The organism is Telluria sp. AC161 (assembly GCF_979258535.1).
Window position 1 is genome coordinate 3738668 of the sequence record NZ_OZ409861.1, and the last position, 25428, is coordinate 3764095.

The following is a 25428-nucleotide window of genomic DNA, read 5'->3' on the forward strand; positions in this document are numbered from 1 at the left end:
GATTATTCTGTGTTGTTCGTGGTTGCGCCCGCTCCCAGGCTGAGCACCGCCGGCAAGAATACCTCGGTGACCAGGAGCAGGCCTTGACGGCGGCGATAGACGCAGCGCCGCGCATGGTAAATCGGCTGTTGCGCGCCTGCGCCGCCAATGGCCGCGTGCGCGCGGCGCACGAGCGGATGGTCGGCGCCCAGGCGCGCAAATTCAAGTGATCCGCGCCGCACGAGCGGATCGTAAAACAGGGTCGAGCCGAGCGAACGTTCGCCCAGCGCCGAAAACAGCGGCCAATCGCTCGCGTTGGCATCGGGCGGCACGACCGTATGGGCAAAGACCACCGGCGTGCCATCGCAGACGAGCAGCACTTCGCGTTCCCATACACGCTGTGACCGCGCCAGGCCAATCGCCGCCGCTTCATCGGCCAGGCACACGGCGCCGTGCTGGTGCAGGCGGCGCACGCGAAACGCGTCACTGCTGGCGACCAGGCGCGCGGTCAGCGAGCCGGGCGTGACGAGCCAGTCGTGCATTGGTGGAGAAGCACGCACGGCGCGCGCATGCGGCTGCCAGGCGGCCAGGCGCAGCGAACGGTTCCTCACCGCGTTCCGTCCCCGACTGCATCCATCCCGCAGAATGCCAGCACCTCGTCGACATACATCGGAAACTCCGACACTGCATGGTCGCTGCCGTAGATCACGTGCTGGCGCGCGCCGGCGTAGTGCGCCACCATGTCGCGGTAGTCGAGCACTTCGTCGCCCGTGGCCGCCAGCAGAAAATAGCGCTCGGGCTGCGTGATGGCCGCAACGCGCAGTGCCTTGAGTTCATCGATGTACTCGGCGCGAAACTCGAACGGTTCGTCAGAATGCCAGTTGGTCGTCACACCCACGTGGTGTTCGAGGTTGCGGATCGGGTCGACCGACGGGTTGATGACGACGGCCGGCACGCCCAGGCGCTCGGCCAGCGCGCACGCATAGAAGCCGCCCAGCGACGAGCCGACGATCGCGAGATTGCCCGGTGCGTGCTGCGCGGCCAGGTCCAGCGCCAGTGCGAACGCGGCCTTTGGCGACGCCGGCAATTGCGGGCAGATCAGGCGGTCGAGCAGGCCGCGCTCCTCGAGCGCCGCCTGCACGACGCGCGCCTTCATCGATTTGGGCGACGAGCGAAAGCCGTGCAAATACAGAAGGTACGGTGGCAAATTCGGCGCCGACGTCATGGGGCCAGCGCGTCCAGCAGCTTCTGGTGCACGCCGCCGAAGCCGCCATTGCTCATGACCAGGATATGGTCGCCCGGCTGCGCCTGCTGCACGATGGCCTGCACCATATAGTCGATCTGGTCGAAGCTGTGCGCGATCGCGCCCATCGGCTTGAACGCATCGGCCAGCGACCAGCCCAGCGCCTGCTGGCTGCCGAAGCCGAACACCAGGTCGGCATCCTTCAGGCTGCCCGGCAGCGCATCCTTCATCGCGCCCAGCTTCATCGTGTTCGAGCGTGGCTCGAGCACGGCCAGGATGCGGCCCGAACCTTGCGCGCCCAGTTTCTGGCGCAGGCCGCCAACCGTGGTGGCAATCGCCGTCGGGTGGTGCGCAAAGTCGTCGTAGACGGTGATGTTGTTGACCACGCCGCGCACTTCCATGCGGCGCTTGACGTTCTCGAAACGGGCCAGCGATTCGATGGCCTGCGCGACCGGCACGCCGACATGGCGCGCGGCGGCAATCGCAGCCAGCGCATTCGAGCGGTTGTGCTTGCCGGTCAGGTCCCAGTGCACGGTGCCTTGCGGCGCGCCCTTGAAGATGACGTCAAAGCTCGCGCCGCCCGGATGCTCGACCATCGTCCAGTCGACACCGTCGGCGCTGCCAAAACTTTCCTTCTCGCTCCAGCAACCGCGCTTCAGTACGCGCCCGATCGATGCTTCGTCGCCATTGACCACCAGGCGACCCACGCCCGGCACGGTGCGCACCAGGTGGTGGAACTGGGTTTCGATGGCGCCGATGTCCGGGAAGATGTCGGCGTGGTCGTATTCCAGGTTGTTCAGCACGGCCGTCTTGGCGTGGTAGTGCACGAACTTGCTGCGCTTGTCGAAGAACGCCGTGTCGTATTCATCGGCTTCGATGACGAAGAAGTCCGATGGCTTGTCGCCATGCAGGCGCGCCGAAACACCGAAGTTCATCGGCACGCCGCCGATCAGGAAGCCCGGCGCATAGCCGGCATCTTCCAGGATCCAGGCCAGCATCGATGTGGTCGTCGTCTTGCCGTGCGTACCGGCCACGGCCAGTACCCATTTTTCGCGCAGGATATGCTCGCCGATCCACTGCGGCCCCGACATATACGGCAAGCCGCGGTTCAGGATTTCCTCGATCAGCGGGTTCCCGCGCGTCATCACATTGCCGACCACGTACAGATCGGGATTCAGCGACACCTGCTCCGGGCCATAGCCCTGGATCAGCTCGATCCCTTGGGCCTGCAACTGCGTGCTCATCGGTGGATAGACGTTGGCGTCGCAACCGGTCACGCGGTGGCCGGCTTCCTTGGCCAGGACCGCCAGGCCACCCATGAAGGTGCCGCAAATGCCGAGAATATGAATGTGCATGGGAAGGTGCGCGGGTGCGATGTAAATGGACGAAACCGGGATTCTACCCGAGGCGCTGCCAAATTAAGGTTCAGAGTATGATCTCGATCATGATGCCGAACTTGAACAACGATCTTATTCAATTGCGCGCAGAGATTGCCCTCGTGGCTGCGCGCATGGTTGCCCAGGATGGCGCCGACATCGATACCGCGCGCCGCAAGGCGGCCCGCCAGGTGCTCGGCGTGAACCAGCCTTTTCCCAATATGATGCCCGACGACATCCAGGTCGAAGACGAAGTGCGCAAGTACCTGGCGCTGTTCGGCGGCCCGGACCACAGCGAGCGCCTGGCACAATTGCGCGCCACGGCGCTGCAGGTGATGGAGGCACTGGCCGACTTCAATCCGTACATCACGGGCCCGGTGCTGCAAGGTACGGCCGGTGAGCACGACGATATCCATCTGCAACTGTTCGCCGACAGCGCGAAGGAAGTGCAGATCTATCTGCTGAATCGCAATGTTAATATCGAGATCTCGGAAACCCCGCATTTCAAAGGGGGGCGCCATGCGCCCGTCGAGACCGTCAGTTTCCCGTGGATGAAGGAAACTGTGCATGCGCAATTGTTTGAATACCAAGACCTGCGCGGCGCGCTCAAGCCGCGCGCGGATGGCCGCCCGCAACGTCTCGACGCTGCCGGCCTGCGCGCGCTGATCGCTGCCGACTCAACACTGGAACAGAACGAATGAACAAGAAACACCTGGCCACCTACGTGGCAGTGGCCGCGCTGTTTGGCGTGATGGGCGCCGTCGTCGCGCTCTATAAAAAGGCGCCGGCACCGGCCTCCCCCCAGATCAGTACGGCTGCCGGCGCCGGCGCAGTGACCAATGCCGTCACCAATCTGTATGCGCAGTCGCTCAACAACCTGGCGGGTGAACCGCAGCCGTTGGCCCAGTGGAAGGGCAAGCCCCTCCTGGTGAATTTCTGGGCCACCTGGTGCGGCCCATGCGTGCAGGAAATGCCGGAGCTGTCGCACCTGGCGGGTGAAGACAAGGGCAAGCATTTCAATGTGATCGGCATCGGCATCGATTCGCCGACCAATATGAGCGAATTCGCCGCCAAGCACCAGATTGCTTATCCACTCTACGTGGCGGGCATGGGCGGGACCGAGCTGTCGAAGGAATTGGGCAACACGATGGGCGGCTTGCCGTACACTGTGCTGATCGGCGCCGACGGGCAAGTGCTCAAGACGTATATTGGCAAGCTCAAGTTCGACGAATTGCGCGCTGACCTGGCCAAATTGAAGGGTTGATTGCGCTTTTAACGAACGACCGTACGATTTGCAATTGCGGCCAATTTCGGCTAAACACCAGCAATTTTACTGCTTGCCAACAGCCGAGCTAGGCGGCACAATGCCTGACTTTCGGGCTACCAGACTCTCATTATGGCGAAAAAGCTACTGCTTCTCAACGGCCCCAACCTCAATTTATTGGGGACGCGCGAGCCTGCGGTGTACGGCACGACGACCTTGGCCGACATCGAGAACGCAGCAGTTGCACAAGCCACGAACGCGGGCGCAGCACTGGAGCATTTCCAGAGCAACCATGAGGGCGCCCTGATCGATCGCATCCACGCCGCACGCACCGAAGGCGTGGATTTTATCGTGATCAATCCTGGTGGCTTGACCCATACCAGCGTAGCACTGCGCGATGCGTTCGCGTCGGTGGCCATTCCATTCGTCGAGGTGCACGTGTCGAACGTGCATGCCCGCGAATCGTTCCGGCAGCATTCCTATCTCTCCGGCATCGCGCGTGGCGTGATCTGCGGACTGGGGCCGGACGGATACAGGTTTGCCATCGACTTCGCACTTAAATAGCGTTAATCTACGTCAACTTCATGTATCAGCGGCTGCGCGGCCTGTTTGACGCGCCGGCCTGCTCTCTAAAACGAATAATTCCAAGGGGTTTCACATGGATCTACGAAAACTCAAGACCTTGATCGACCTGGTCGCTGAATCGGACATCGCCGAACTCGAAGTGACCGAAGGCGAAAGCAAGGTCCGCATCGTCAAGTCGTCTGCTGTTGGCCAGGGCCAGATGATGATGATGCCGCAACAAGGCGTGCAACAATTCGCGGCTCCAGCCCCGGCCGCTGCGCCTGTCGCTGCAGCACCGGTCGTGGCCGCCGAGCCAACCGGCCACGTCGTCAAGTCGCCGATGGTCGGTACCTTCTACCGTTCGTCCGCACCGGGCGCTGCCGCATTCGTCGAAGTGGGCTCAAACATCAAGGAAGGCGAAACGCTGTGCATCATTGAAGCGATGAAGCTCCTGAACGAAATCGACGCCGATGTCTCGGGCGTTGTCACCAAGATCCTCGTGGAAAACGGCCAGCCGGTCGAATTCGGCCAGCCGCTGTTCGTGATTGGCTAAAGCCTCAAGCTGGGCGGCAGTCCTGCCACCAGCTCACCCATGACGTGTCCGGCGCCGCTTGTCTTTCAGCTGCGCCGGTTTTCACTGAACCACCGGACCAACCATGTTTGAAAAAATCCTCATCGCCAACCGTGGTGAAATCGCGCTGCGTATCCAGCGCGCCTGCCGCGAGCTGGGCATCAAGACGGTCGTCGTGCACTCCGAGGCCGACAAGGACGCCAAGTACGTGAAACTGGCGGACGAGTCGGTCTGCATCGGCCCGGCACAATCGAGCCTCAGCTATCTGAACATGCCCGCGATCATCAGCGCGGCCGAAGTGACCGACGCCGAAGCGATCCACCCGGGCTACGGCTTCCTGTCCGAAAACGCCGACTTCGCCGAGCGCGTCGAGAAATCGGGCTTCGTCTTCATCGGCCCGCGTTCCGAATCGATCCGCCTGATGGGCGACAAGGTCTCGGCCAAGCAGGCCATGATCCGCGCCGGAGTGCCGTGCGTGCCAGGCTCGGACGGCGCCCTGCCGGACGACCCGAAAGAAATCGTGCAGACGGCGCGCCGCGTCGGCTACCCGGTGATCATCAAGGCTGCCGGCGGTGGTGGCGGACGCGGCATGCGCGTGGTGCACACCGAAGCGGCCCTGATCAACGCCGTGGCGATGACCAAGACCGAAGCCGGCGCCGCCTTTGGCAATCCGGAAGTCTATATGGAGAAGTATCTGGAAAATCCGCGTCACGTGGAAATCCAGATCCTGGCCGACGAACACAAAAACGCCGTCTGGCTCGGCGAGCGCGATTGCTCGATGCAGCGCCGCCACCAGAAGGTCATCGAAGAAGCGCCGGCGCCGGGCATCCCGCGCAAGCTGATCGAAAAGATCGGTGACCGCTGCGCCGAAGCCTGCCGCAAGATCGGCTACCGCGGCGCCGGCACCTTCGAATTCCTGTACGAGAATGGCGAGTTCTACTTCATTGAAATGAACACGCGTATCCAGGTCGAGCATCCGGTCACCGAGATGATCACCGGGATCGACATCGTCCAGGAACAGATCCGCATCGCCTGCGGCGAAAAGCTGCGGTTCCGCCAGCGCGACATCATGCTGTCGGGTCACTCGATCGAGTGCCGCATCAATGCCGAAGACCCGTTCAAGTTCACGCCGTCGCCGGGCCGCATCACCAGTTGGCATCCGCCGGGTGGCCCTGGCATCCGCGTCGACTCGCACTCGTACGCCGGCTACTACGTGCCGCCGCACTACGACTCGATGATCGGCAAGGTCATTGCGTATGGCGCCACGCGCGAGCAGGCGATTCGCCGCATGCAGATCGCGCTGTCCGAAATGGTGGTAGAGGGTATCCTGACCAATATTCCGCTGCACCGCGAACTGATGGTCGACGCCCGCTTCATCGAAGGCGGCACCAACATCCACTACCTGGAGCAGAAACTGGCCGCCAAGCCCGACCTGCCGAAGGAAACGGCGCTGTCGGCCAAATCCGAAGTCAAGGTGAACGAATGAGCTGGACTGAAGTCGTCATCGAACTGGCGCGCGAACACGCCGAAGCGCTGTCGGACGCCCTGATGGAAGCCGGCGCGCTGTCGGTATCGGTGGAAGACGCCGACGAAGGCACCGAGGACGAAAAGCCGCTGTTCGGCGAGCCGGGCATGGAGCCGACCGAAGCGGCGTGGGATCACAGCCGCGTCGTCGCGTTGACCGATGCCGATGCCGACCAGCTGGCGATCGTCACCGAGGCCGCGCAAGCGATCCGGCTGCCCGTCGTGCCGGCGTTCACCACCCGCAAGGTGGAAGACGCCGACTGGGTGCGCCTGACGCAATCGCAGTTCGAGCCGATCCACATCGGCACCAATATCTGGGTCGTGCCGAGCTGGCACGTGGCGCCGGATCCGAATGGCCTGATTCTCGAGCTGGACCCTGGCCTGGCCTTCGGCACCGGCAGCCATCCGACGACGCGCCTGTGCATGGAGTGGCTCGAAGCCCATCCTGCGCCGGGCAAGTCGGTGCTGGACTACGGCTGCGGCTCGGGCATCCTGGCGATGGTGGCCAAGAAGCTCGGGTCGCAGGACGTGGCCGGTGTCGACATCGATCCGCAAGCGATCGAATCGGCACGCGCCAACGCCGAGCGCAACAACGTCGCCATCGACTTCTACCTGCCTGACACGTTTGCCGCCTCCGGCAATGCGCGCCATGCCGGCGGCAAGTTCGACATCGTCGTGGCCAACATCCTGTCGAGCCCATTGAAGCTGATGGCGCCGATGCTGGCTGGCCGCGTGGCCGATGGCGGTTCGCTCGTGCTGTCGGGCGTGCTGGCACGCCAGGCCGACGAAGTGGCTGCAGCCTACGCGCCATTCATCAAGCTGGGCGTCTGGGCCGAGCAGGATGGCTGGGTTGCCCTGCACGGCACGCTTGGCCAGGACACACCGCCGGCACGCACTGCCACTGCCACTGCCGGATAAAGGCATGGCGCTCGCCACACAATGCCCCCACTGCGGCACGCAGTTCCGCGTCGCCGCGGACCAGCTCAAGCTGCGTGGGGGCATCGTGCGTTGTGGCGCATGCCAGCAGATTTTTGACGGAAACAGCGCGCTGATCGATCTGGCGGCCGGGCCTGCACCGGTTGTTGCGGCGCCTACCGACGCAGCGGCTGAAGTTCCTTCTCCTGTGATCTCCCCTGCTCCCGTCGACGAGACGCCGGTCGAGACGCCGGTTGAGACACTTGCCCCGGTGAGCGAGCCGGTCGCGCAGCAGGAACCAGAGCAAGAACCAGAACCGGCGCCGACGCCGACATCAACGCCCGAACCGGACACGCTCCCCGCCCCCGAACCAAGCCGCGAACACACGGCAGACTCGATCGGCCCGCCGACCCTGCTGCTGCGCGAATCGTCGGGCGGCTCGCCGCCAATCGCATCCAGTGTGCCTGCCTCGCCGCGCAACCGCGCCGCTGAAGCACGCGCGCGCCGCGTCAAGGCCGCACCGCCGCACATCGACGAAGCGCCCAAACCACCGCCGCCACCGCCCAAGCCAAAGTCGACGCCAAAGCCGGACATCGACGAACCCGAGTTCGTGCGCAGCACGCGCCAGCGCGAAGCTTCCAGCAAGACGACGCGCATCGCGCTGGCCATCGGCAGCGTGCTGCTGCTGATTGCGCTGGTCGTCCAGGCGGCCGTGAGCTTTCGCGACGTGCTGGCGGCGCGCCATCCGGGCCTGCGTCCGATGCTGGTCTCGACCTGCGCCCTGTTCGGCTGCAGCGTCAACCTGCCGGCGCGACCGGAGCAACTGGTCATCGAGACCGGTGAACTCATCACGCTGGGCGGCAACGCCTACACCTTCAGCACCGTGCTGCGCAACCAGGGCGACATGGCGCTGGCCTGGCCGAGCCTCGAACTGACGCTGAACGACCTTGACGACAAGCCGCTGGTGCGCCGCGTGTTCGCCCCGCGCGACTACGCCGGCGCCGCCGCTGCCGCGCCCACCGGGTTCGCCGCACGCGGCGAGCAGCAGGTGCGCATCCATTTCAGGCTGGAGGGCGCAGAGCCGTCCGGCTACCACATCGCAGTGTTCTATCCATGAAAGCCACCCCATGACCAAAACCGCCCTGATCTGCGGCTCGCTCGCGTTCGACAAAATCATGCAGTACCACGGCCGCTTCGGCGACACGCTGCTGGCCGACCAGCTGCACCGCGTGAACGTGTCGTTCCTGGTGCCGACGCTGCGCACCGAATACGGCGGCTGCGCGGCCAATATCGCGTACAACCTCAAGCAGCTGGGCGGCGAGCCCCTGATGATGGGCACCCTGGGCCAGGACGGCGGCGACTACCTCAAGCGCATGCAGGAACAGGGACTCGAGACGCGCGGCATCCGCACGATCCCCGAGGCCTACACCGCGCAGTGCTTCGTGACGGCCGACCAGGACAACAACCAGATCAACGCCTTCCACCCGGGCGCGATGGAATACTCGAACCAGAACAACGTGGCCGACCAGGGCGCGATCCGCGTGGCGATCATCTCGCCTGACGGCCGCGACGGCATGATCAAGCACGCGCGCGACTGCGCCGAGCAGAAGGTGCCGTTCATGTTCGACCCGGGCCAGCAACTGCCGATGTTCTCGGGCGAAGAACTGATCACGTTCATCGGCCAGGCCAGCTACCTGGCGTGCAATGACTACGAATTCGAGATGGTCATGGACCGCACGGGCCTGAGCCATGCCGACATCGCAGCGCGCCTGGAGGCGTTGATCATCACGCGCGGCGAAGCCGGTTCGGACATCTACGCGAACGGCGAGCACATCAAGATTCCAGCCGTGACGGCGACGAACGTGGTCGACCCGACCGGCTGCGGCGACGCCTACCGCGCAGGCCTGCTGTTCGGCATCACCAATGATCTGGACTGGGCCACGAGCGGGCGCATCGCCAGCCTGCTGGGCGCGATCAAGATTGCCTCGGCCGGTGGCCAGAACCACCACTTCACGCCGCAGGAATTCGACGCGCAGTACGAGCAGGCGTTCGGTAGCAAGTTCCGTTAAAAGGAAGGCGCCGCTGGCGCCGTGCATGACATAAAAAAAGGCCTCTGCATGCAGAGGCCTTTTTTGCGATCGGGTGGTTCAAACGTACCCGAACACCTGCCGCAGCACGAACAGCAGGATCTGGATCAGCACGAGCGCCACCAGCACCGACAGGTCCATCCCGCCGATCGGCTTGACGACACGCCGGATCGGCCGCAGCAGCGGCTGATTGAGCGCGTGCACGAACGGCGCCAGCGGCGCATTCGGATTGACCCAGCTGAAGATCGCTTCGATGATCAACAGCGCCATGAAGCCGTACAGGATCCACGTCAGGAAGCGGTGCAGCGCGTACAGCAGCATCGTCTCGCCGCTGGCGCCGGCCAGCAGCAGCACCGTGCTGGCCACCAGGACCACCAGGAAGGCGCCGATGAGGCTTGCCCAGTCGTAGCCGCGGGTACCGGGCACCACGCGCCGCAGCGGCATCACCAGCCAGTCGGTGATGGTGTGGACGAACTGGCGAATCTGGTCGGGAAGACGCACGCGGATGGCATTCGTCCAGAAGCGCAGCAACAGCACCCCACCCAGCAGGCCTGCAACGATATCGACGATAAACTGAAGAATGGACAGCACGGACTCTCCTCAAAAAAAAACCGCTGTGCGAAGGATCACACAGCGGCATTGTGCCTGAAGCGCGCCCCACTTGCCATGCTGCGCAAGACGCGCGGCAGACAGGCAGGGCAGCGTTCGCGATTACGGACGGCTGCTGGTCGGGAATGGCCAGGCGGTTGGCGCGATCACGCTTTTTGCTGGCGTGGCTGCTGACGCTGCCGGTGCGGCTGCAGGCGTGTCGCCCGCTTTCGCGTCAGCCGCTGCCGGCTTGGTCGCTGCCTTCTTGGCGGCTGGCTTCTTCGCTTCCGGCTTGGCGTCGGCCTTGCTGTCCGCTTTCACGTCGGCTTTTGCATCGGCTTTGACATCGGCCTTCGCGTCGGCTTTGACTTCCGGCTTGGTGTCGGCCTTGATGTCGGCTTTCGTGTCGGCCTTGGTGTCGGCCTTCATGTCCGGCTTCGCGGCAGCTGGCTTGGCGGCGACGGTTTTGGTCGCAGCGGTCTTGGTGACAGCTGGCTTGGCCGTGGCCGTGGCCGTTTTTGTCGCAGCGGTTTTGGTCGCAGCAGGCTTGGCGGCAGCGGTCGTGGTCGTGGTCGCAGCAGCTTTGGTCACGGCTGGTTTGGCCGCGGCGCTGGTGGTAGTCGCTTTTTTCGCGGCTGGCTTGGCAGCAGCGGTCTTGGTGATGGCCGGTTTGGCTGCGGTTTTGGTCACCGTTGCTTTTTGCGCTGCCGGCTTTGCCGTTGCTTTGGTCGTGGCTGCTTTTTGGGCGACTGGCTTGGCGGCTGCCTTGCTGGTGCCCGCTTTTGCGGTGACCGGCTTGGCTGCAGCTTTGGTCGTCGTTTTAGCGACTGGCTTGGCGGTGGTTTTCTTTACTGCCGGCTTGGCTGCTGATTTAGCGGTCGACTTGGCTGGCGATTTCGCTGCCGACTTGGTGGTCGATTTGGTGGCCGATTTAGCAGTCGACTTGGTCGCCGATTTAGCGGTCGACTTGGTGGCCGATTTAGCCGTCGATTTGGTAACGGCCTTGGCCGACGTTTTCGTGGCGGCAGGTTTGGCTTCTGGCTTGGCTGCTGGCTTAGCCGCTGCTTTCTTTGCAGCTGGCTTGGCTGCAGGTTTGGCTGCTGCTTTCTTTGCCGCTGGCTTGGCTGCAGGTTTCGCTGCTGCTTTCTTCGCTGCCGGCTTGGTTGCTGCCTTAGTTGCTGCCTTAGTTGCTGACTTAGCTGCCGGCTTGGTTGCTGCTTTAGTTGTTGCCTTAGTTGCTGGCTTGGTTGTTGCTTTAGTTGCCGACTTAGTTGCCGGCTTTACTGCGGACTTGGCAGCGACTTTCTTGGTTACCGGCTTCGCTGCAGTTTTAGCGACGGTTTTCTTTACCGTTGGCTTTGCTGCAGTTTTGGTGACGGTTTTCTTTACTGCCGGCTTTGCGGTCGACTTGGCAGTCGATTTAACTGCGGCTTTGGCTGCAGTGGTTTTGGTCGCAGCGGTCTTGGTTGCAGTGGTTTTCTTTGCAACAGGTTTCGCCGTGGTTTTCGTCGCTGGCTTGCTCACTGCCCGGGCTGCCGGTTTGGCTGCTGCCTTGGTGGTGGTCTTGGCAGTGGTTGCCTTTGCCGTGCTGGCCTTGGCGGTGGTGGCCTTGGTCGCGGCTTTTTTCGCGACTGGTTTCTCTGCTGCAGCCTTTGCGGTCGACTTCGTCGTGGACGAAGGCACGCTCTTCACTGCTGCCTTTACAACTGTTTTTTTAGCGGTTGCCATTTTAATTCTCCTTCATCTGCGATGAGAAATACGCTCAGGGTTTAAAACCCGCCAGGTCGTTGTTGACCGGCGAGTTATTCATCGACGCAAACCGAAGATCGATATGCGCCAATGAATCCGGCACCGGCTGAACTGCTGCAACTCCTCACAGTTGCAGCGCTTCAGCCAACGTCGACAGGCCACCGTTCCAGCATCGTCACAGCGCTACCCTTGCGGGTGCGAAAAGAAAAAGCCGCCTTGCCTGAGCAATTGGTCAGGCAAGGCGGCTTGTTCTTTTCGCTTCGCTTCCGTGCATACTGTTTGGTTCAGCGCCCTATTATTCGATCGATTTGCCCGATGCCCGCGACAATATCACATCTTCTTGATTTGACAAATTCAATCGCGTAAAGGACGTGCTTTGTTTGTGTGTGCGCAACCGAGAATCGGAAACAAGCCGCGCAATATGAGCGGCCAAATAAGCAAGCGCGCCCCAATTGACGGGGATTCTGCAAATGGCGACGGATTCACGCGCGCCTTTCAACCCAAGGTTGAATCGATTCACAGATCGAACGGTCCGAACCAATAGATACTGTCGATCACGCCGCCGCGTTTGGCAATATAGGCCAGCCGAGTTTGGCAATTGACGAATACCGAATGGAACGAGCCATCCATTTGTCGCGCCATTCGCTCCACCGGGTGGCTGCCGAGCGGCACCAGGTAGACGGATCGCGGCGCCGCATCCGCCGGCGTGCCGGCCGTGGGTGCGACCACCATCTCCTTCGCCACCAGATTGAAACCGTGGTTGGTGACCCGGGCGCGCGCGCCGTCGTCCAGCGCCAGGCACGCCGCATCGCGCGGCGCGCCGTCCACGTAGTCTTCGAGAACCAGTGTCTGCTTGACCGCCGTGGGTGGTGTACCGGCGCAGCCAGCCAGCAAGGCCGCGCCACAAAGGGCCAGCTTGAGCGTATGCGGATTCATGAACGTCCCCTACCAAGAGTAGATGCCCATCCTAGCGCATACGCGGTCGCTTGTGCACGCGCGTGTCCAGGTTGCGTCAGCGCCCCGGGGCCACGCGCCACAGCGTGCCGCCGGCATCGTCGACCACCAGCAGCGCGCCATCGCGTGCGACTTCGACTGCCGCCGGCCGTCCCCACACATCGCGGTCGCTGACCACCATGCCGCTCATGAAGTCCTGATACTGCCCGGTGGGCACCCCGTTCTTCATGAACACACGCACGACCTTGTAGCCGGTGCGCACGCCACGGTTCCACGAGCCGTGCAGCGCCACGAACACATCGCCCTCGTACTCCTTCGGGAATGCACTCGTCGCACCCTCCGGCGCGTGGTACGCCACCATGCCCAGCGGCGCCGAGTGCGCCTGCAGCAGCACGTCGGGCGTGATCGTCTTGCCCTTCAGGTCGGGCCGGTGACCCGCCAGGCGCGGGTCTTCGTTGTCGCCGATGTAGTACCACGGCCAGCCATAGAAGCCGCCCTGCTTCACGCGCGTGAGGTAGTCCGGCGGCAGGTTGTCGCCCAGCGCATCGCGCTCGTTCACATTGCACATGACGTCGCCCGTGGCGGGCAGCACCAGCAAGCCCACGCAGTTGCGCAGACCGGTCGCGAAGGTGCGGCGGTTCTTGCCGTCCGGGTCGAACGCCATGACGGTGGCGCGGTCCGTCTCGACGCCCCAGGCGCCGCCCACGCCGTGCTCGCGCTCCCACTGCGCCAGCGGCACGGGCGGCGTGCGCCCGATGTCGGCCGCGACGTTGGTGGCCGAGCCGATCGACAGCAGCAGCGTCTTGCCGTCCTTCGAGAAGGCCAGCGTGCGCGTCGTGTGCCCGCCACTGGTCTCGGACAGTTCGGCAATCACGGTTTCGGGCGCGGCGCGCGCCGTCAGGTCGCCATTGCGGTACGGGATGCGCACGACCGAATTGACGCCGGCCACATACAGATACTGGGGGTTGGCGCCGCTCGGCCAGAATGCCATGCCGTATGGGCGCGCCAGGCCAGTGGCGAACACGCCGGCGCTGTCGGCCTTCTTGCCATCGCGCGAGCGCAGCACCTTGATCGCGCCCGCGCCGGTCGCGGCCAGGAACACGTCGCCATTCGGCGCGCGCAGCGCCACGCGCGGCTTGTCGGCGTCCTGTGCGAACACGCTGACCGTAAAGCCGGGCATCACGGTCGGCAGCGTGCCGTTGGGCCGCGCCTGCACGCGCGCGCTGTTGCCGGCGCTGTCCGTGGCAAACGGCGCGGCCAGATCGGTGGGCTTGATGTGATAGGTCTTGCCAGGCTGGTTTTCAGTCCAGGCACCGGCGCGGGAGGCAGGTTGTGCATCGGCTTTCGCAAGGGCTGGCGCGGCGGCAACAGTTGCAGCACCCTGCAGGCTGGCCAGGTAATCGATCAGCGCGCCGCGCTGTTTTGCGTCCGGCACGCCGACCGGCATCATCGTGCCGGGCACGCGCTTGGCCGGGTCGAGCAGGAACAGGTCGAGTTCGTCGCGCGTCCACACCGTGCCGCTCGCGCCGGCCTTGGCCAGCGCCGCCGAATAATTGAACCCGGCGACACCCGCCGCCTTGCGCCCGACAACGCCGAACAGGCCCGGGCCAGCCATCTGCGCCATCCCGGTATCGACCGTGTGGCAGCTGGCGCAGTTGTTCTGGAAGATGGTGCGGCCCGCGGCCACCTGGGGCGCAGCGTGGGCGACGGATACTGTCGCCAGGCCGGCGAGCATGAGGGCGTGCAGCAGCGTGGTGTGGGCGTTCAAGGGTGTCTCCTGGTCAGGCTTGAAAGATCGCCATCATAGGTCAACATCGACGGGCTGCGCGCAACACGCGAAAAAAAGCCCGGCTGATCCAACGCCGGGCTTTTTGTTCGTGGCTGACGCAGGGCGATCGACGCCCCCGCATCAATCCCAGCTCAGCGTGCCGCCGGTCTGGTACTCGGTCACGCGCGTCTCGAAGAAGTTACGCTCTTTCTTCAGGTCGATCATTTCGCTCATCCACGGGAACGGGTTTTCTTCGTTCGGGAACAGCGGCTCAAGGCCGATCTGCACCGCGCGGCGGTTGGCGATGAAGCGCAGGTAGCCCTTGAACATCGGGGCGTTCAGGCCCAGGACGCCGCGTGGCATCGTGTCTTCGGCGTAGCGGTATTCCAGGTCGACTGCTTCCAGGAACAGGGCCTTGATCTCTTCGCGGAATTCCGGCGTCCACAGCTGCGGGTTTTCCATCTTGATCGTGTTGATCAGGTCAATGCCGAAGTTCACGTGCATCGATTCGTCGCGCAGGATGTACTGGTACTGCTCGGCAGCGCCAGTCATCTTGTTCTGGCGGCCCAGCGCCAGGATCTGCGTGAAGCCCACGTAGAAGAACAGGCCTTCCATCAGGCAGGCGAAGACGATGATCGACTTGAGCAGCTTCTGGTCGTTCTCGGTCGTGCCGGTCTTGAATTCAGGGTCGGTCAGCGTCTCGATGAACGGGATCAGGAACTGGTCCTTGTCGTGGATCGATTCGATTTCGTTGTAGGCGTTGAAGATCTCGGCTTCGTCCAGGCCCAGCGACTCGACGATGTACTGGTAAGCGTGCGTGTGGATCGCTTCCTCGAATGCCTGGCGCAGCAGGTACTGGCGGCACTCGGGGGCCGTGATGTGGCGGTAGGTGCCCAGCACGATATTGTTTGCGGCGAGCGAGTCGGCCGTCACGAAGAAGCCCAGGTTGCGCTTGACCAGGCGGCGCTCGTCTTCCGACAGACCGTTCGGGTTCTTCCACAGCTCGATGTCGCGCTGCATGTTCACTTCTTGCGGCATCCAGTGGTTCGCGCAGCCGGCCAGGTACTTGTCCCATGCCCATTTGTACTTGAATGGCACGAGCTGGTTCACGTCGGTCTGGCCGTTGATGATGCGCTTGTCGTCGGCATTGACGCGTTTTGCCACTTCGGCGGCAGGTGCAATGGCAAGGCCGGCGTCGGCTTGCGGAGCGCTTGGCGCGCTGGTTGGTTCGTCGTCCCAGTTAAGCATGGTGGTCCCTTCTGTGGTGCGCTGGCGCAGCGACTGCGGCCCGGGCACATTGATGCATTGGTTATTCGTGTTGTCGGCGACTGGCGCCGTTGTACTTGCCGGAGGGCGAGCCGGCCTTGCAGGCGGCTCGCCTCCCTTACTACATTACTGGCAGGCTTCGCATTCCTCGAAACCGTCGTCGCCCGGACGCAGGTAGCAGGCGGCGCCGTCTTCTTCGGTCGCTGCTGCCGTCGCCGTATTGGCCGCCGGTGCCGGCGCTGGTGCAACCGGCGCTTTCTCGCCAGCCGACAGGCCACCGGACAGGCCGCCCGAGACCGACACGGCATTCAGCGCGCCGGTGCGGGTGGTCGACTTTTCCAGGTGCGTCGCTGCGATCGTGCGCAGATAGTACGTGGTCTTCAGACCGCGCAGCCAGGCCAGCTTGTAGGTTTCGTCCAGCTTCTTGCCCGATGCGCCGGCCATATAGATGTTCAGCGACTGGGCCTGGTCGATCCACTTCTGGCGGCGCGACGCAGCGTCGACCAGCCACTTCGGCTCGACTTCGAACGCGGTTGCATACAGGTCGCGCAGGTCTTGCGGAACGCGGTCGATTTTCGACAGCGAGCCGTCGAAGTACTTCAGGTCGGCGATCATGACTTCGTCCCACAGATCACGTGCCTTCAGGTCGCGCACCAGGTACGAGTTGATCTCGGTGAATTCACCCGACAGGTTCGACTTCACGTACAGGTTCTGGAACGTCGGCTCGATACAGGCCGAGACACCGATGATGTTCGAGATCGTCGCGGTCGGGGCGATTGCCACGCAGTTCGAGTTGCGCATGCCGAACTGCTTGATGCGCTCGCGCACCGGGGTCCAGTCCATCTTCGACGACGTGTCCTGCTCCAGGTACTGGCTGCCACGTTCGTCGGCCAGCAGCTGGATCGAGTCCTGCGGCAGGATGCCGCGGTCCCACAGCGAACCGGTGTAGGTCTCGTAGCGGCCGCGCTCTTCGGCCAGTTCGGTCGACGCCAGGTAAGCGTAGTAGCAGACCGCTTCCATCGACGTGTCGGCGAACTGCACGGCCCGGTCGGACGAGAACGGGATGCGCATCATGTGCAGGCAATCCTGGTGGCCCATCACGCCCATGCCGACCGGACGGTGGCGCAGGTTCGAGTTGCGCGCTTTTTCGACCGCGTAGTAGTTGATGTCGATGACGTTGTCGAGCATGCGCATGGCGGTGCGGATCGTCTTTTGCAGCTTGACGTGATCCAGGCCATCGCCCTTCATGTGCTGCGGCAGATTGACCGAGCCCAGGTTGCAGACGGCGATTTCATCGGCGCTGGTGTTCAGCGTGATCTCGGTGCACAGGTTCGACGAGTGCACGACGCCCACGTGCTGCTGTGGCGAGCGGATGTTGCACGGGTCCTTGAACGTGATCCATGGGTGGCCGGTTTCGAACAGCATCGACAGCATCTTGCGCCACAGGTCGAGCGACTCGATCTTCTTGAAGACCGCCATTTCGCCGCGCTCGGCCTTGGCTTCGTACGCCAGATAGGCTTGTTCGAAGGCCTTGCCGGTCAGGTCGTGCAGGTCAGGCGTCTCGGATGGCGAGAACAGCGTCCAGTGCGATTTTTCCATCACGCGCTTCATGAACAGGTCGGGAATCCAGTTCGCCGTGTTCATGTCGTGGGTGCGGCGGCGATCGTCGCCCGTGTTCTTGCGCAGGTCGAGGAACTCTTCGATGTCGAGGTGCCAGGTTTCCAGGTAGGCGCAGACAGCGCCCTTGCGCTTGCCGCCCTGATTGACCGCGACAGCCGTGTCGTTGACCACTTTCAGGAACGGGACCACGCCCTGCGAGCGGCCGTTGGTGCCCTTGATGCGCGAACCGAGTGCGCGCACTGGCGTCCAGTCGTTGCCCAGGCCGCCGGCAAACTTCGACAGCAGTGCATTTTCCTTGATGGCGTCGTAGATGTCTTCCAGGTCGTCGCCGACGGTGGTCAGGTAGCACGACGACAGCTGCGAACGGCGGGTGCCCGAGTTGAACAGCGTCGGGGTCGAGCTCATGAAGTCGAACGACGACAGCAGGCTGTAGAACTCGATGGCGCGCGCTTCGCGATCGTCTTCACGCAGGGCCAGACCCATTGCCACGCGCATGTAGAACGCCTGCGGCATTTCGATGCGCACATCGCGCACGTGCAGGAAGTAGCGGTCGTACAGCGTTTGCAGGCCGATGTAGCCGAACTGCAGGTCGCGGTCGGCGACGATGGCCTTGGCCAGGCGCTCGAGGTCGTACTTGCCCAGTTCTTCGTCGAGCAGCTCGTTGGCGATGCCCTTGGCGATGTATTGCGGGAAGTAGGTCAGGTATTCGGCGGCGGCGCCGGCTTGCGCGACTTCGCGGCCGAAGACTTCCTTGCGGATCGTGTGCAGCAGGATGCGGGCGGTGACCTGGCTGTAGGCCGGGTCTTTTTCCATCAGCGCGCGCGCAGCCAGAATGGCCGACTTGTGCAGCTCTTCGACCGGCACGCCGTCGTACAGGTTCTTCATGGTCTCGGCCAGGATCGCGTCGGCGTCGACGTGTTTTTCGAGGCCGGCGCAGGCGGCGCCGATCAGACCGATGACGGTGTTGATGTCCAGCAGGCGGCGCTCGCCGCCATCGACAACGTGGATCTGCGGCGCGACGACGGCGCCACCGCCACCGGCGGCTTCTTTCGCGGCGCGGCGCTCTTCCATGCGCTTGGCGCGGTACAGCACGTATTCACGTGCGACATCGTGTTCGCCCGAGCGCATCAGCGACAGCTCGACCTGGTCCTGCACGTCCTCGATGTGGAACGTGCCGCCGTTCGGCTGGCGACGCACCAGTGCGGTGACGACGTTGTTGGTCATCTGCTCGACCAGCTCGCGGATGCGCGCCGACACGGCACCCTGGCCGCCGGCGATTGCCAGGAAGGCCTTGGTCATCGCGACCGAGATCTTGTGCGGCTCGAACGCCACCACCGAACCGTTGCGGCGGATGACGCGGTAGTCGCCGCGGGCGACGATGTCGGCCGGGGTGGTGCCGGCGGGCGCCGAGCCTGGGGCGACATGTTGGTTGATCGAACTATTCTGTGCTGTTTGCATTGCGCCTCCAGGAGCGGTCGGACCGCCGTTGTCTACGTGGCAACCGTCTTGCCGTAGTGCGCAAACCCGGTCCGTCAACAAATTAAAAAACGATGCCCTGCCAGCCGGTGGCCTGTGGTGGCAAACCAGAGAAGCAGGGTAAGAATCAGTAAATAATGCGTGTCGACAAGTGCTTCATTAACCGATCGATGGATAAGTTTGTGTGCAACTTGTGGACAACGTATGAACAACTCGCCGCAGCCCGCAATCCTGGTGCCTTTTCAGTCACTACCACTATATCTAGTGCCGGGCGTTGATATCAGACTAATTGTAGTACCTCGTTTGCGGTACAGGCAAGTAAATAAACGTCCAAAATTTTTACTTTTATCGCGTGCGAGCCTTGACTTTCGAGAGTCGCCATAAGGACGGGGAGTACGCGGTAAGCGACTACTAACCTTAAAAAAACCGTGGGGAAATGACCGGGCCGCGGGACCGCCGCCCGGCTGCAGACCAGCCGTCAATCGTCCGGCGCGCTGATGTCCAGCTTCTGCATCTGATAGCGCAACTGGCGGACACTGATGCCGAGCAGGCTGGCGGCCTGGGTCCGGTTGAACTGGGTTTGCTGCAGGGCGCGGCCGATGATGTCGCGTTCGACCTGCTCCAGGTATTCGGGCAGGTTGGCGGGCAATTCGGCAGGGCCGACGCCCGGCGGCGCCGATACCGTTGGTGTGACCGGTGCGGCCGGAGCGACTGGCGCCGCGGCAACGGGCGGCGTGACCGCCGGCGGCGCAAGTTCCGCCCGCGCCGGTTCGATCGGCCGCGCCGCCTTGAGCGACAAATCGCCCACTTCGATCACGCCATCGTTGGCAAACGCCAGCGCCCGCTCCAGCACGTTTTCCAGCTCGCGCACATTGCCGGGGAACGAATATGCCCGCAGCGCATCCAATACCCCGGCCCCGAGCGTGGCCTGCCCTGCCCCGGCCAGGCGCTGCAGGATGCCGCCCACCAGTGGCGCCAGATCGTCCAGGCGCTCGCGCAGCGGCGGTAAGCCCAGCTCGATCACGTTCAGCCGGTAGAACAGGTCTTGCCTGAACTTGCCCGTCTCGACGCAGCGGGCCAGGTCCTGGTGGGTCGCGCTGATGATGCGCACGTCGACCGGCTCCTCGACCGTCGCACCAATCTTGCGCACGCGCCGCTCCTGGATCGCGCGCAGCAGTTTCACTTGCATCGCCAGCGGCAGGTCGGCCACCTCGTCGAGCATCAGCGTGCCGCCGTTGGCCGCCTGAAAGAAGCCGTCACGTTCATCGGATGCGCCTGTGAACGCGCCCTTGCGGTAGCCGAAGAACTCGGCCTCCATCAGCGTTTCGGGAATCGCGCCGCAGTTCACGGCGATGAACGGTTTCGCGGCGCGCGAGCTCTGGGCGTGGATTTCGCGCGCGGCCAGTTCCTTGCCGCTGCCGGATTCGCCCGTGATCGAGATCGGCGCCATCGAGCGCGCCAGGCGGGCGATCTGGGCCCGCAAGGCCGCCATCGCGGGCGAGCTGCCGATCATGCGCGAGTCGGGCGCAACACCGCCGCCCGCCGCGGCGCTTTCGGATTGCTTGAGCGCCGCGCGCACCATCACGCGCAGTGCGTCCAGCGCCACCGGCTTGGCGATATAGTCGAACGCACCGGCCTTCAGCGCCACCACTGCATTTTCGGCGCTGCCGTAGGCGGTGATCACGGCCACCGGCGTGCCCTTGCCGGAGGCGCCAATTTCGCGCACCAGTTCAAGGCCCAGGCCGTCCGGCAGGCGCATGTCGGTCAGCACCAGCGCGTAATCGCGCTCGTCGAACAGCGCGCGCGCCTCGCGCAGCGTGGCGGCGCTGTCGACGTCCAGGCCCATCTTGAGCAGCGTGATCTCGAGCAGCTCGCGCAGGTCGGCCTCATCGTCGAGCACCAGAACGCGCGGCGCGCTCATGACGGCTCCCCGGCCACGTCAGGCAAGGGCAAAGGTGATGACAAAGCGGCCGCTGGCCTTGCGCGGGCCCAGCGCGGACGGGTCGAACCGGTATTCATAATCGAGTTTCGCATCGTTGTTGAGGCACAGTTCGCGCGCCAGGTAGAGTCCAAGGCCGGTGCCCTTGCTCGAGGTGGTATAGAACGGCTCGAACAGATGGTCGCGCACTTCGGGCGTGATGCCGGGGCCATCGTCCTGCACGTGCAGCTCGCGCCGCCCGGCCGCATCGCGCGCCGGAAAGATACGGATGCTGGCCGGCTGGCGGCTGGCATAGCGCACCGCGTTGTTGAGCAAATTGAGCAGGACTTCGTGCAGGTGCAGCGGGTCGAAGCGCACCGCGCTGCCGCCCGGATCGCCGATATAGACTATATCACCGGCCAGGCCGTGGATTTCGCAGAACTCGGCCTTGAGCTGTTCGAGAAACGCGCCCAGCGGCACCGGCTCGCCATTGGGCTGGGCCTTGCGCGAGAGCTGCAGGATGTCTTCGACCATGCGGTTCACGCGCGCCACATTGTCGCCAACGATTTTCAGCAGCCGCACTTCGGCCGGGCCGTGCAGGTCTTCGGCCAGCAGCGCCGTCGCGTGACCGATGGCCGACAAGGGGTTGCGTACCTCGTGCGCGATGCTGGCGGTCAGGCGGCCCATCGACGCCAGCTTGAGTTGCTGCGCCTGGTTCTCGATGGCGCTCACGTCCTGCATGAAGATCACGCTGCGGCTACCTCCCTCGCCCGCCGCATCGGCTGGCGCGGCGACACGGGCAAAGCGCAGCTTGACGTGCACCGGCTGGTCGCGCCGGCCGCGCACGTCGCCCGCGCCATCACCTTCGCGATACGGCTTGACGGTGACGAAGGCGGTATCGTTCTCGGGCGCGGCGAGCCAGGCATCGAACGCTTCGGCGAGCGGCTCGAACGCTGGCGCCGCATGCAGCAGGAAGCCCGACGTGTCGGCCTGCAGCCCGAGCATCCGGCGCGCCGCCGGGTTACCTGTAAACACCGCGCCGTCGGCGCCCACCACCAGGATGCCGTCGCCCACGTCGGCGATCACGATTTCATTGATCGCCTGCTGGATGCGCAGATCGGCGCCGCGCTGGGCCGCCAGTTCTTCCTGCCCCAGCAGGCGCGCGGCCATGCGGTTGGCCACCAGCACGGCGGCAAAGAACGCCGCGCCGAACAGGCCCGCCTGCATCAGCGGCGGATCGAACCCTTCGACCAGCTGCCACACGCTCAGGCCAAGCAAGAACAGCGTGGCCACCGCCGCCGCAAACAACGCCAGCAACAACGGTGCGAGGATTGCGGCGCCGGCCAGCGGGAACAGATACAGGATGCCAAGGCTGCTCCGCAAGCCGCCAGCGGCCAGGTACAGCAGCGAAATGACCAGGAGGTCGAGCGCGACCTGCACCCCGAGCTGCACCAGGAAGCGGCGCTGGCGGCGCGCGGCGAACGAGAACACCAGCGCCATGATGGCGTAGCCCAGGCAGATCTGGGCGACCTGCTGCGTGATGCGCAGCGCGCCGTTCTCGAAGTCGACGCCGAAATACAGCAGCAGCACCAGCGCGATGACGATGCGCGTGAGCGTGAAGGTCTGCAGCGAGCGCCACAGGGCGACGCGCGCTTCGGGCGACAGGATGCGGCGTTGCGTCAAGGCCGGCCTGCGCCTACGGCGGCGGCAGGCGCACGTGGCCTGGCGAACAGTAGTCGTGGCCGTCGGCGCGCACCGATTCGGACGCCGGGAAGTACATGCCGCAGTGGGTACATTGGGCCATCGCTTCGATCTGCACCGGCGCCTTGGCCGCGCCGGGGCGCGCCTGCGGCGGTACGGCCGCACGTTTGCTCATGGCGCGCAGCTTGTTGCGCACTGCGAAGACGACGAGGGCGATGAAGGCAATCCAGAATAATAGTCGCATCAGATGGTTCCCCGGTGCAGGATAACTTCAAGCACGAAACGGCTGCCGACATAGGCCAGCGCCAGCGTGGCAAACCCGGCCAGCGTGAAGCGCAGCGCGGTCTTGCCGCGCCAGCCTCGCCAGCGGCGTCCCGCCAGCAGCGCCGCGAACAACGCCCACGACAGCAGTGCGAACACGCTCTTGTGGTCGAGCAGCAGCGGCCTGCCGAACACCTGCTCGGAGAACACGAAACCCGACAACACCGTCAGGCTGAGCAGGACGAAGCCGATCCAGATCACCCGGAACAGGAGTTTTTCCATGGTGAGCAGCGCCGGCAGCTGGTCGAGCGCGGCGCCAAAGCGGCCGCCACCGGCAGTGCGGGTGTGCAGCCGCGCTTCTTGTAACGCCATCAGCACGGCGTGGAAGGCGGCAATGGTCAGGGTGCTGTAGGCCAGCACCGCGACCGCGATATGCCAGCCAAAGGCTGGCGACTTGCCGGCCAGCGGCGTCAGGGTGCCGGGAAACAGAAGCGGCAGCAGCGCGGCCACGGCGGCAAACGGCATCACCAGGCGGCGCATGCCATCGAGGGCGAAATTGCGGTTCTCGAGCCAGTAGGCGGCCACGGACACCCACAGCGCGGACGAGAGCATGATGGCGAAACCGACGCGCAACCGGCCCGGCACCATCACGTCCATGCCGAGCGAGACGCCGTGCAGCGCCCATGCGCCGGCCGTCACAGCCGAGATGGCCGGCGCGCGGCACGATGGCAGCAGGGCGCATACCGCGTACAGGAAAGCCGCGGCAAGGAAGAGGAAATTCTGCATGACGGGAGTCTACACCATTGCATGGTGCCGCCGTGGGGTGGGCGGTTTTTTCGCCCACCTGGCATGCGAGCGGCGCCGCCCGCGCTTTCCTTCCGCGCAAAACGCCACGGTTTGCTGAAAAAATGTGCGCCTGCCGTCCGCCGGAAGAACCACCGGCACCTGCGCAAGGTAAAATGCCGCTTTGGCGGCGCTCGCCCACCGGCATTTCGCTCGGGACCGCGCGTCCGATGTGCCCTTACTAATTAGGTTGAACATGCTAGATAACCTCACCCAACGCCTTGCCAAGGTCGTCAAGACCATGCGCGGCGAGGCGCGCCTCACCGAGGCAAACACTGCAGAGATGCTGCGCGAAGTGCGCATGGCCCTGCTCGAGGCCGACGTGGCGCTGCCGGCGGTGCGTGAATTCATCGCCAAGGTCAAGGAAAAAGCCCTCGGCGAAGAAGTCGTCGGCTCGCTCAGCCCGGGCCAGGCGCTCGTCGGCGTGGTGCAGAAGGAACTGGCGGCCCTGATGGGCGCCGACCTCGGCCCCGAGGCCAGCCAGCTGTCGTTCGCCCAGCAACCGCCGGCGATCATCCTGATGGCCGGTCTGCAGGGTGTCGGCAAGACCACCACCACCGGCAAGCTGGCCAAGTACCTCAAGGAACAGAAAAAGAAGAAGGTCCTGACCGTCTCGGCCGACGTGTACCGTCCGGCCGCAATCGCGCAGCTCGAATCGGTGACCAGGCAGGTCGGCGCCGACTTTTTCCCATCGACCGCCAGCGACAAGCCGGTCGACATCGCACTGGCCGCACTCGACTGGGCCAAGAAGCATTACCACGACGTGCTGATCATCGATACCGCGGGTCGTCTTGGTATCGACGAAGCGATGATGCAAGAGATCGCGGCCGTGCACGCCGCCGTCAACCCGATCGAGACGCTGTTCGTCGTCGACGCCATGCTGGGCCAGGATGCGATCAATACCGCCAAGGCGTTCAACGACGCCCTGCCCCTGACCGGCATCGTGCTGACCAAGCTCGATGGCGACTCGCGCGGCGGTGCGGCGCTGTCGGTGCGGCACGTGACGGGCAAACCGATCAAGTTTGCCGGTGTCTCCGAAAAACTCGATGGCCTCGAAGCCTTCGATCCGGCCCGCATGGCCAACCGCGTGCTGGGCATGGGCGACATCCTGGCGCTGGTCGAAGAAGCGCGCAAGGGTGTCGACGCTGAAGCGGCGGCCGAACTGGCCAACAAGATCAAGGTCGGCGGCCGTTTCGACATGAACGACTTCAAGTCGCAGCTGACGCAAATGAAAAAGATGGGCGGCATGGCCGGCCTGATGGACAAGCTGCCGGCCCAGTTCCAGCAAGCCGCGGCAGGCGCCAACATGGGCCAGGCCGAGAAATCGGTCCAGCGCATGGTCGGCATCATCGATTCGATGACCCCGCTCGAGCGCGCGAAACCCGAACTGATCAAGGCCAACCGCAAGCGCCGCATTGCGGCCGGCGCGGGCGTGCAGGTGCAGGAAGTCAATCGCATGCTCAATCAGTACGATCAGATGCAGACGATGATGAAAAAGCTCAAGGGCGGCGGCCTGATGAAGATGATGCGTGGGATGAAGGGCATGATGCCCGGCATGCGTTAATCCATCGTTTTCCGCCCGCAGAACCGCGCAGCGTATCGCTTTGCGCGGTTTTTTTACGCCCCTGGTCGGCGTTTTATCGTTCCCGTGCGTTGTTGTGTGCGATAGCGCCCATTTAGCCGCTTATCAGAGTGAAAAAGTTTGGAAAAAGACTTGCACGAACAGTAAAACGCTACCAATATAGGCGTGCGATAAATTAC

At 64.0% G+C, this 25428-nt stretch carries 23 protein-coding genes; 10 read left to right on the top strand and 13 right to left on the bottom strand.

What is annotated here, in order from left to right; genetic code table 11:
* Window positions 1-2 precede the first annotated feature (2 nt).
* The 3 genes from ACZ0AJ_RS16655 to mpl are packed head-to-tail and all read right to left on the bottom strand — an operon-like array spanning window position 3 to window position 2577.
* Window positions 3-590: a chorismate--pyruvate lyase family protein gene (locus ACZ0AJ_RS16655; protein ID WP_499455597.1), complete on the bottom strand. Its 588-nt coding sequence runs from the start codon at window positions 588-590 to the stop codon at window positions 3-5.
* Window positions 587-1186, bottom strand: coding sequence for a YqiA/YcfP family alpha/beta fold hydrolase (locus ACZ0AJ_RS16660; RefSeq protein WP_499455598.1), 600 nt, complete (start codon window positions 1184-1186; stop codon window positions 587-589). The genes ACZ0AJ_RS16655 and ACZ0AJ_RS16660 overlap by 4 nt, the downstream gene beginning before the upstream one ends.
* Before the next feature lie 14 nt (window positions 1187-1200).
* A complete protein-coding gene (gene mpl / locus ACZ0AJ_RS16665) occupies window positions 1201-2577 on the bottom strand; it encodes a UDP-N-acetylmuramate:L-alanyl-gamma-D-glutamyl-meso-diaminopimelate ligase (RefSeq protein ID WP_499455599.1) in 1377 nt (458 codons plus the stop codon).
* A gap of 89 nt (window positions 2578-2666) precedes the next feature.
* On the opposite strand from mpl, the gene ACZ0AJ_RS16670 reads away from it, so the two are divergent.
* The 8 genes from ACZ0AJ_RS16670 (at window position 2667) to ACZ0AJ_RS16705 (ending at window position 9505) form a co-directional block, all read left to right on the top strand.
* Window positions 2667-3299: a hypothetical protein gene (locus ACZ0AJ_RS16670; protein WP_499455601.1), complete on the top strand. Its 633-nt coding sequence runs from the start codon at window positions 2667-2669 to the stop codon at window positions 3297-3299.
* A complete protein-coding gene (locus tag ACZ0AJ_RS16675) occupies window positions 3296-3862 on the top strand; it encodes a TlpA family protein disulfide reductase (protein ID WP_332532266.1) in 567 nt (188 codons plus the stop codon). The genes ACZ0AJ_RS16670 and ACZ0AJ_RS16675 overlap by 4 nt, the downstream gene beginning before the upstream one ends.
* Before the next feature lie 132 nt (window positions 3863-3994).
* Entirely contained in the window at window positions 3995-4426 is a 432-nt protein-coding gene (aroQ, locus tag ACZ0AJ_RS16680; RefSeq protein ID WP_183556304.1) for a type II 3-dehydroquinate dehydratase, read from the top strand.
* A gap of 94 nt (window positions 4427-4520) precedes the next feature.
* The gene (gene accB, locus ACZ0AJ_RS16685) at window positions 4521-4979 is read left to right on the top strand and encodes an acetyl-CoA carboxylase biotin carboxyl carrier protein (RefSeq protein ID WP_258835656.1); all 459 of its coding nucleotides are present in this window, start codon (window positions 4521-4523) and stop codon (window positions 4977-4979) included.
* A 103-nt stretch (window positions 4980-5082) separates the two neighbouring features.
* On the top strand, window positions 5083-6483 hold the full coding sequence (accC, locus tag ACZ0AJ_RS16690; protein ID WP_258835657.1) for an acetyl-CoA carboxylase biotin carboxylase subunit: 1401 nt from the start codon (window positions 5083-5085) through the stop codon (window positions 6481-6483).
* Window positions 6480-7439 carry a 50S ribosomal protein L11 methyltransferase gene (gene prmA, locus ACZ0AJ_RS16695; protein WP_499455607.1) on the top strand — a complete coding sequence of 320 codons (960 nt, stop codon included), beginning with the start codon at window positions 6480-6482 and terminating at the stop codon, window positions 7437-7439. The genes accC and prmA overlap by 4 nt, the downstream gene beginning before the upstream one ends.
* A gap of 4 nt (window positions 7440-7443) precedes the next feature.
* Entirely contained in the window at window positions 7444-8553 is a 1110-nt protein-coding gene (locus tag ACZ0AJ_RS16700) for a DUF3426 domain-containing protein (RefSeq protein WP_499455609.1), read from the top strand.
* A gap of 10 nt (window positions 8554-8563) precedes the next feature.
* Entirely contained in the window at window positions 8564-9505 is a 942-nt protein-coding gene (locus ACZ0AJ_RS16705; RefSeq protein ID WP_499455610.1) for a carbohydrate kinase family protein, read from the top strand.
* A 78-nt stretch (window positions 9506-9583) separates the two neighbouring features.
* Here ACZ0AJ_RS16705 and ACZ0AJ_RS16710 read toward each other — a convergent pair whose 3' ends face one another.
* Together ACZ0AJ_RS16710 and ACZ0AJ_RS16715 are read right to left on the bottom strand one after the other, a co-directional pair.
* On the bottom strand, window positions 9584-10114 hold the full coding sequence (locus tag ACZ0AJ_RS16710) for a YggT family protein (RefSeq protein ID WP_343026094.1): 531 nt from the start codon (window positions 10112-10114) through the stop codon (window positions 9584-9586).
* A 120-nt stretch (window positions 10115-10234) separates the two neighbouring features.
* Window positions 10235-10801: a histone gene (locus ACZ0AJ_RS16715; RefSeq protein ID WP_499455611.1), complete on the bottom strand. Its 567-nt coding sequence runs from the start codon at window positions 10799-10801 to the stop codon at window positions 10235-10237.
* On the opposite strand from ACZ0AJ_RS16715, the gene ACZ0AJ_RS16720 reads away from it, so the two are divergent.
* Window positions 10767-11864 (top strand): hypothetical protein, encoded by a 1098-nt coding sequence (locus ACZ0AJ_RS16720; protein ID WP_499455664.1) that lies wholly within the window; start codon window positions 10767-10769, stop codon window positions 11862-11864. The two genes, ACZ0AJ_RS16715 and ACZ0AJ_RS16720, sit on opposite strands and share 35 nt — an antisense overlap.
* A 512-nt stretch (window positions 11865-12376) precedes the next feature.
* On the opposite strand, the gene ACZ0AJ_RS16725 is transcribed toward ACZ0AJ_RS16720, so the two are convergent.
* The 8 genes from ACZ0AJ_RS16725 to ACZ0AJ_RS16760 all read right to left on the bottom strand — a co-directional run bounded on the left by ACZ0AJ_RS16725 (window position 12377) and on the right by ACZ0AJ_RS16760 (window position 23610).
* Entirely contained in the window at window positions 12377-12796 is a 420-nt protein-coding gene (locus ACZ0AJ_RS16725) for a hypothetical protein (RefSeq protein ID WP_499455615.1), read from the bottom strand.
* 76 nt (window positions 12797-12872) lie between these two features.
* Complete coding sequence (locus ACZ0AJ_RS16730) at window positions 12873-14582, bottom strand: PQQ-dependent sugar dehydrogenase (RefSeq protein ID WP_499455617.1); 1710 nt, start codon at window positions 14580-14582, stop codon at window positions 12873-12875.
* Between the two features lie 141 nt (window positions 14583-14723).
* On the bottom strand, window positions 14724-15830 hold the full coding sequence (locus ACZ0AJ_RS16735) for a ribonucleotide-diphosphate reductase subunit beta (RefSeq protein WP_499455618.1): 1107 nt from the start codon (window positions 15828-15830) through the stop codon (window positions 14724-14726).
* Between the two features lie 144 nt (window positions 15831-15974).
* Complete coding sequence (locus ACZ0AJ_RS16740) at window positions 15975-18926, bottom strand: ribonucleoside-diphosphate reductase subunit alpha (protein WP_499455667.1); 2952 nt, start codon at window positions 18924-18926, stop codon at window positions 15975-15977.
* Window positions 18927-19422: 496 nt separating this feature from the next.
* Window positions 19423-20865 carry a sigma-54-dependent transcriptional regulator gene (locus ACZ0AJ_RS16745; RefSeq protein ID WP_499455669.1) on the bottom strand — a complete coding sequence of 481 codons (1443 nt, stop codon included), beginning with the start codon at window positions 20863-20865 and terminating at the stop codon, window positions 19423-19425.
* An 18-nt stretch (window positions 20866-20883) separates the two neighbouring features.
* Entirely contained in the window at window positions 20884-22545 is a 1662-nt protein-coding gene (locus tag ACZ0AJ_RS16750; RefSeq protein WP_499455671.1) for a sensor histidine kinase, read from the bottom strand.
* Between the two features lie 13 nt (window positions 22546-22558).
* The gene (locus ACZ0AJ_RS16755) at window positions 22559-22807 is read right to left on the bottom strand and encodes a PP0621 family protein (RefSeq protein WP_258835672.1); all 249 of its coding nucleotides are present in this window, start codon (window positions 22805-22807) and stop codon (window positions 22559-22561) included.
* The gene (locus ACZ0AJ_RS16760) at window positions 22807-23610 is read right to left on the bottom strand and encodes a cytochrome C assembly family protein (protein WP_499455624.1); all 804 of its coding nucleotides are present in this window, start codon (window positions 23608-23610) and stop codon (window positions 22807-22809) included. Before ACZ0AJ_RS16760 ends, ACZ0AJ_RS16755 begins: the two co-directional genes overlap by 1 nt.
* A 253-nt stretch (window positions 23611-23863) precedes the next feature.
* Here ACZ0AJ_RS16760 and ffh point away from each other — a divergent pair, with 253 nt between their 5' ends.
* Window positions 23864-25231, top strand: coding sequence for a signal recognition particle protein (gene ffh / locus ACZ0AJ_RS16765; RefSeq protein ID WP_183556289.1), 1368 nt, complete (start codon window positions 23864-23866; stop codon window positions 25229-25231).
* The last annotated feature ends 197 nt before the right edge of the window (window positions 25232-25428 follow it).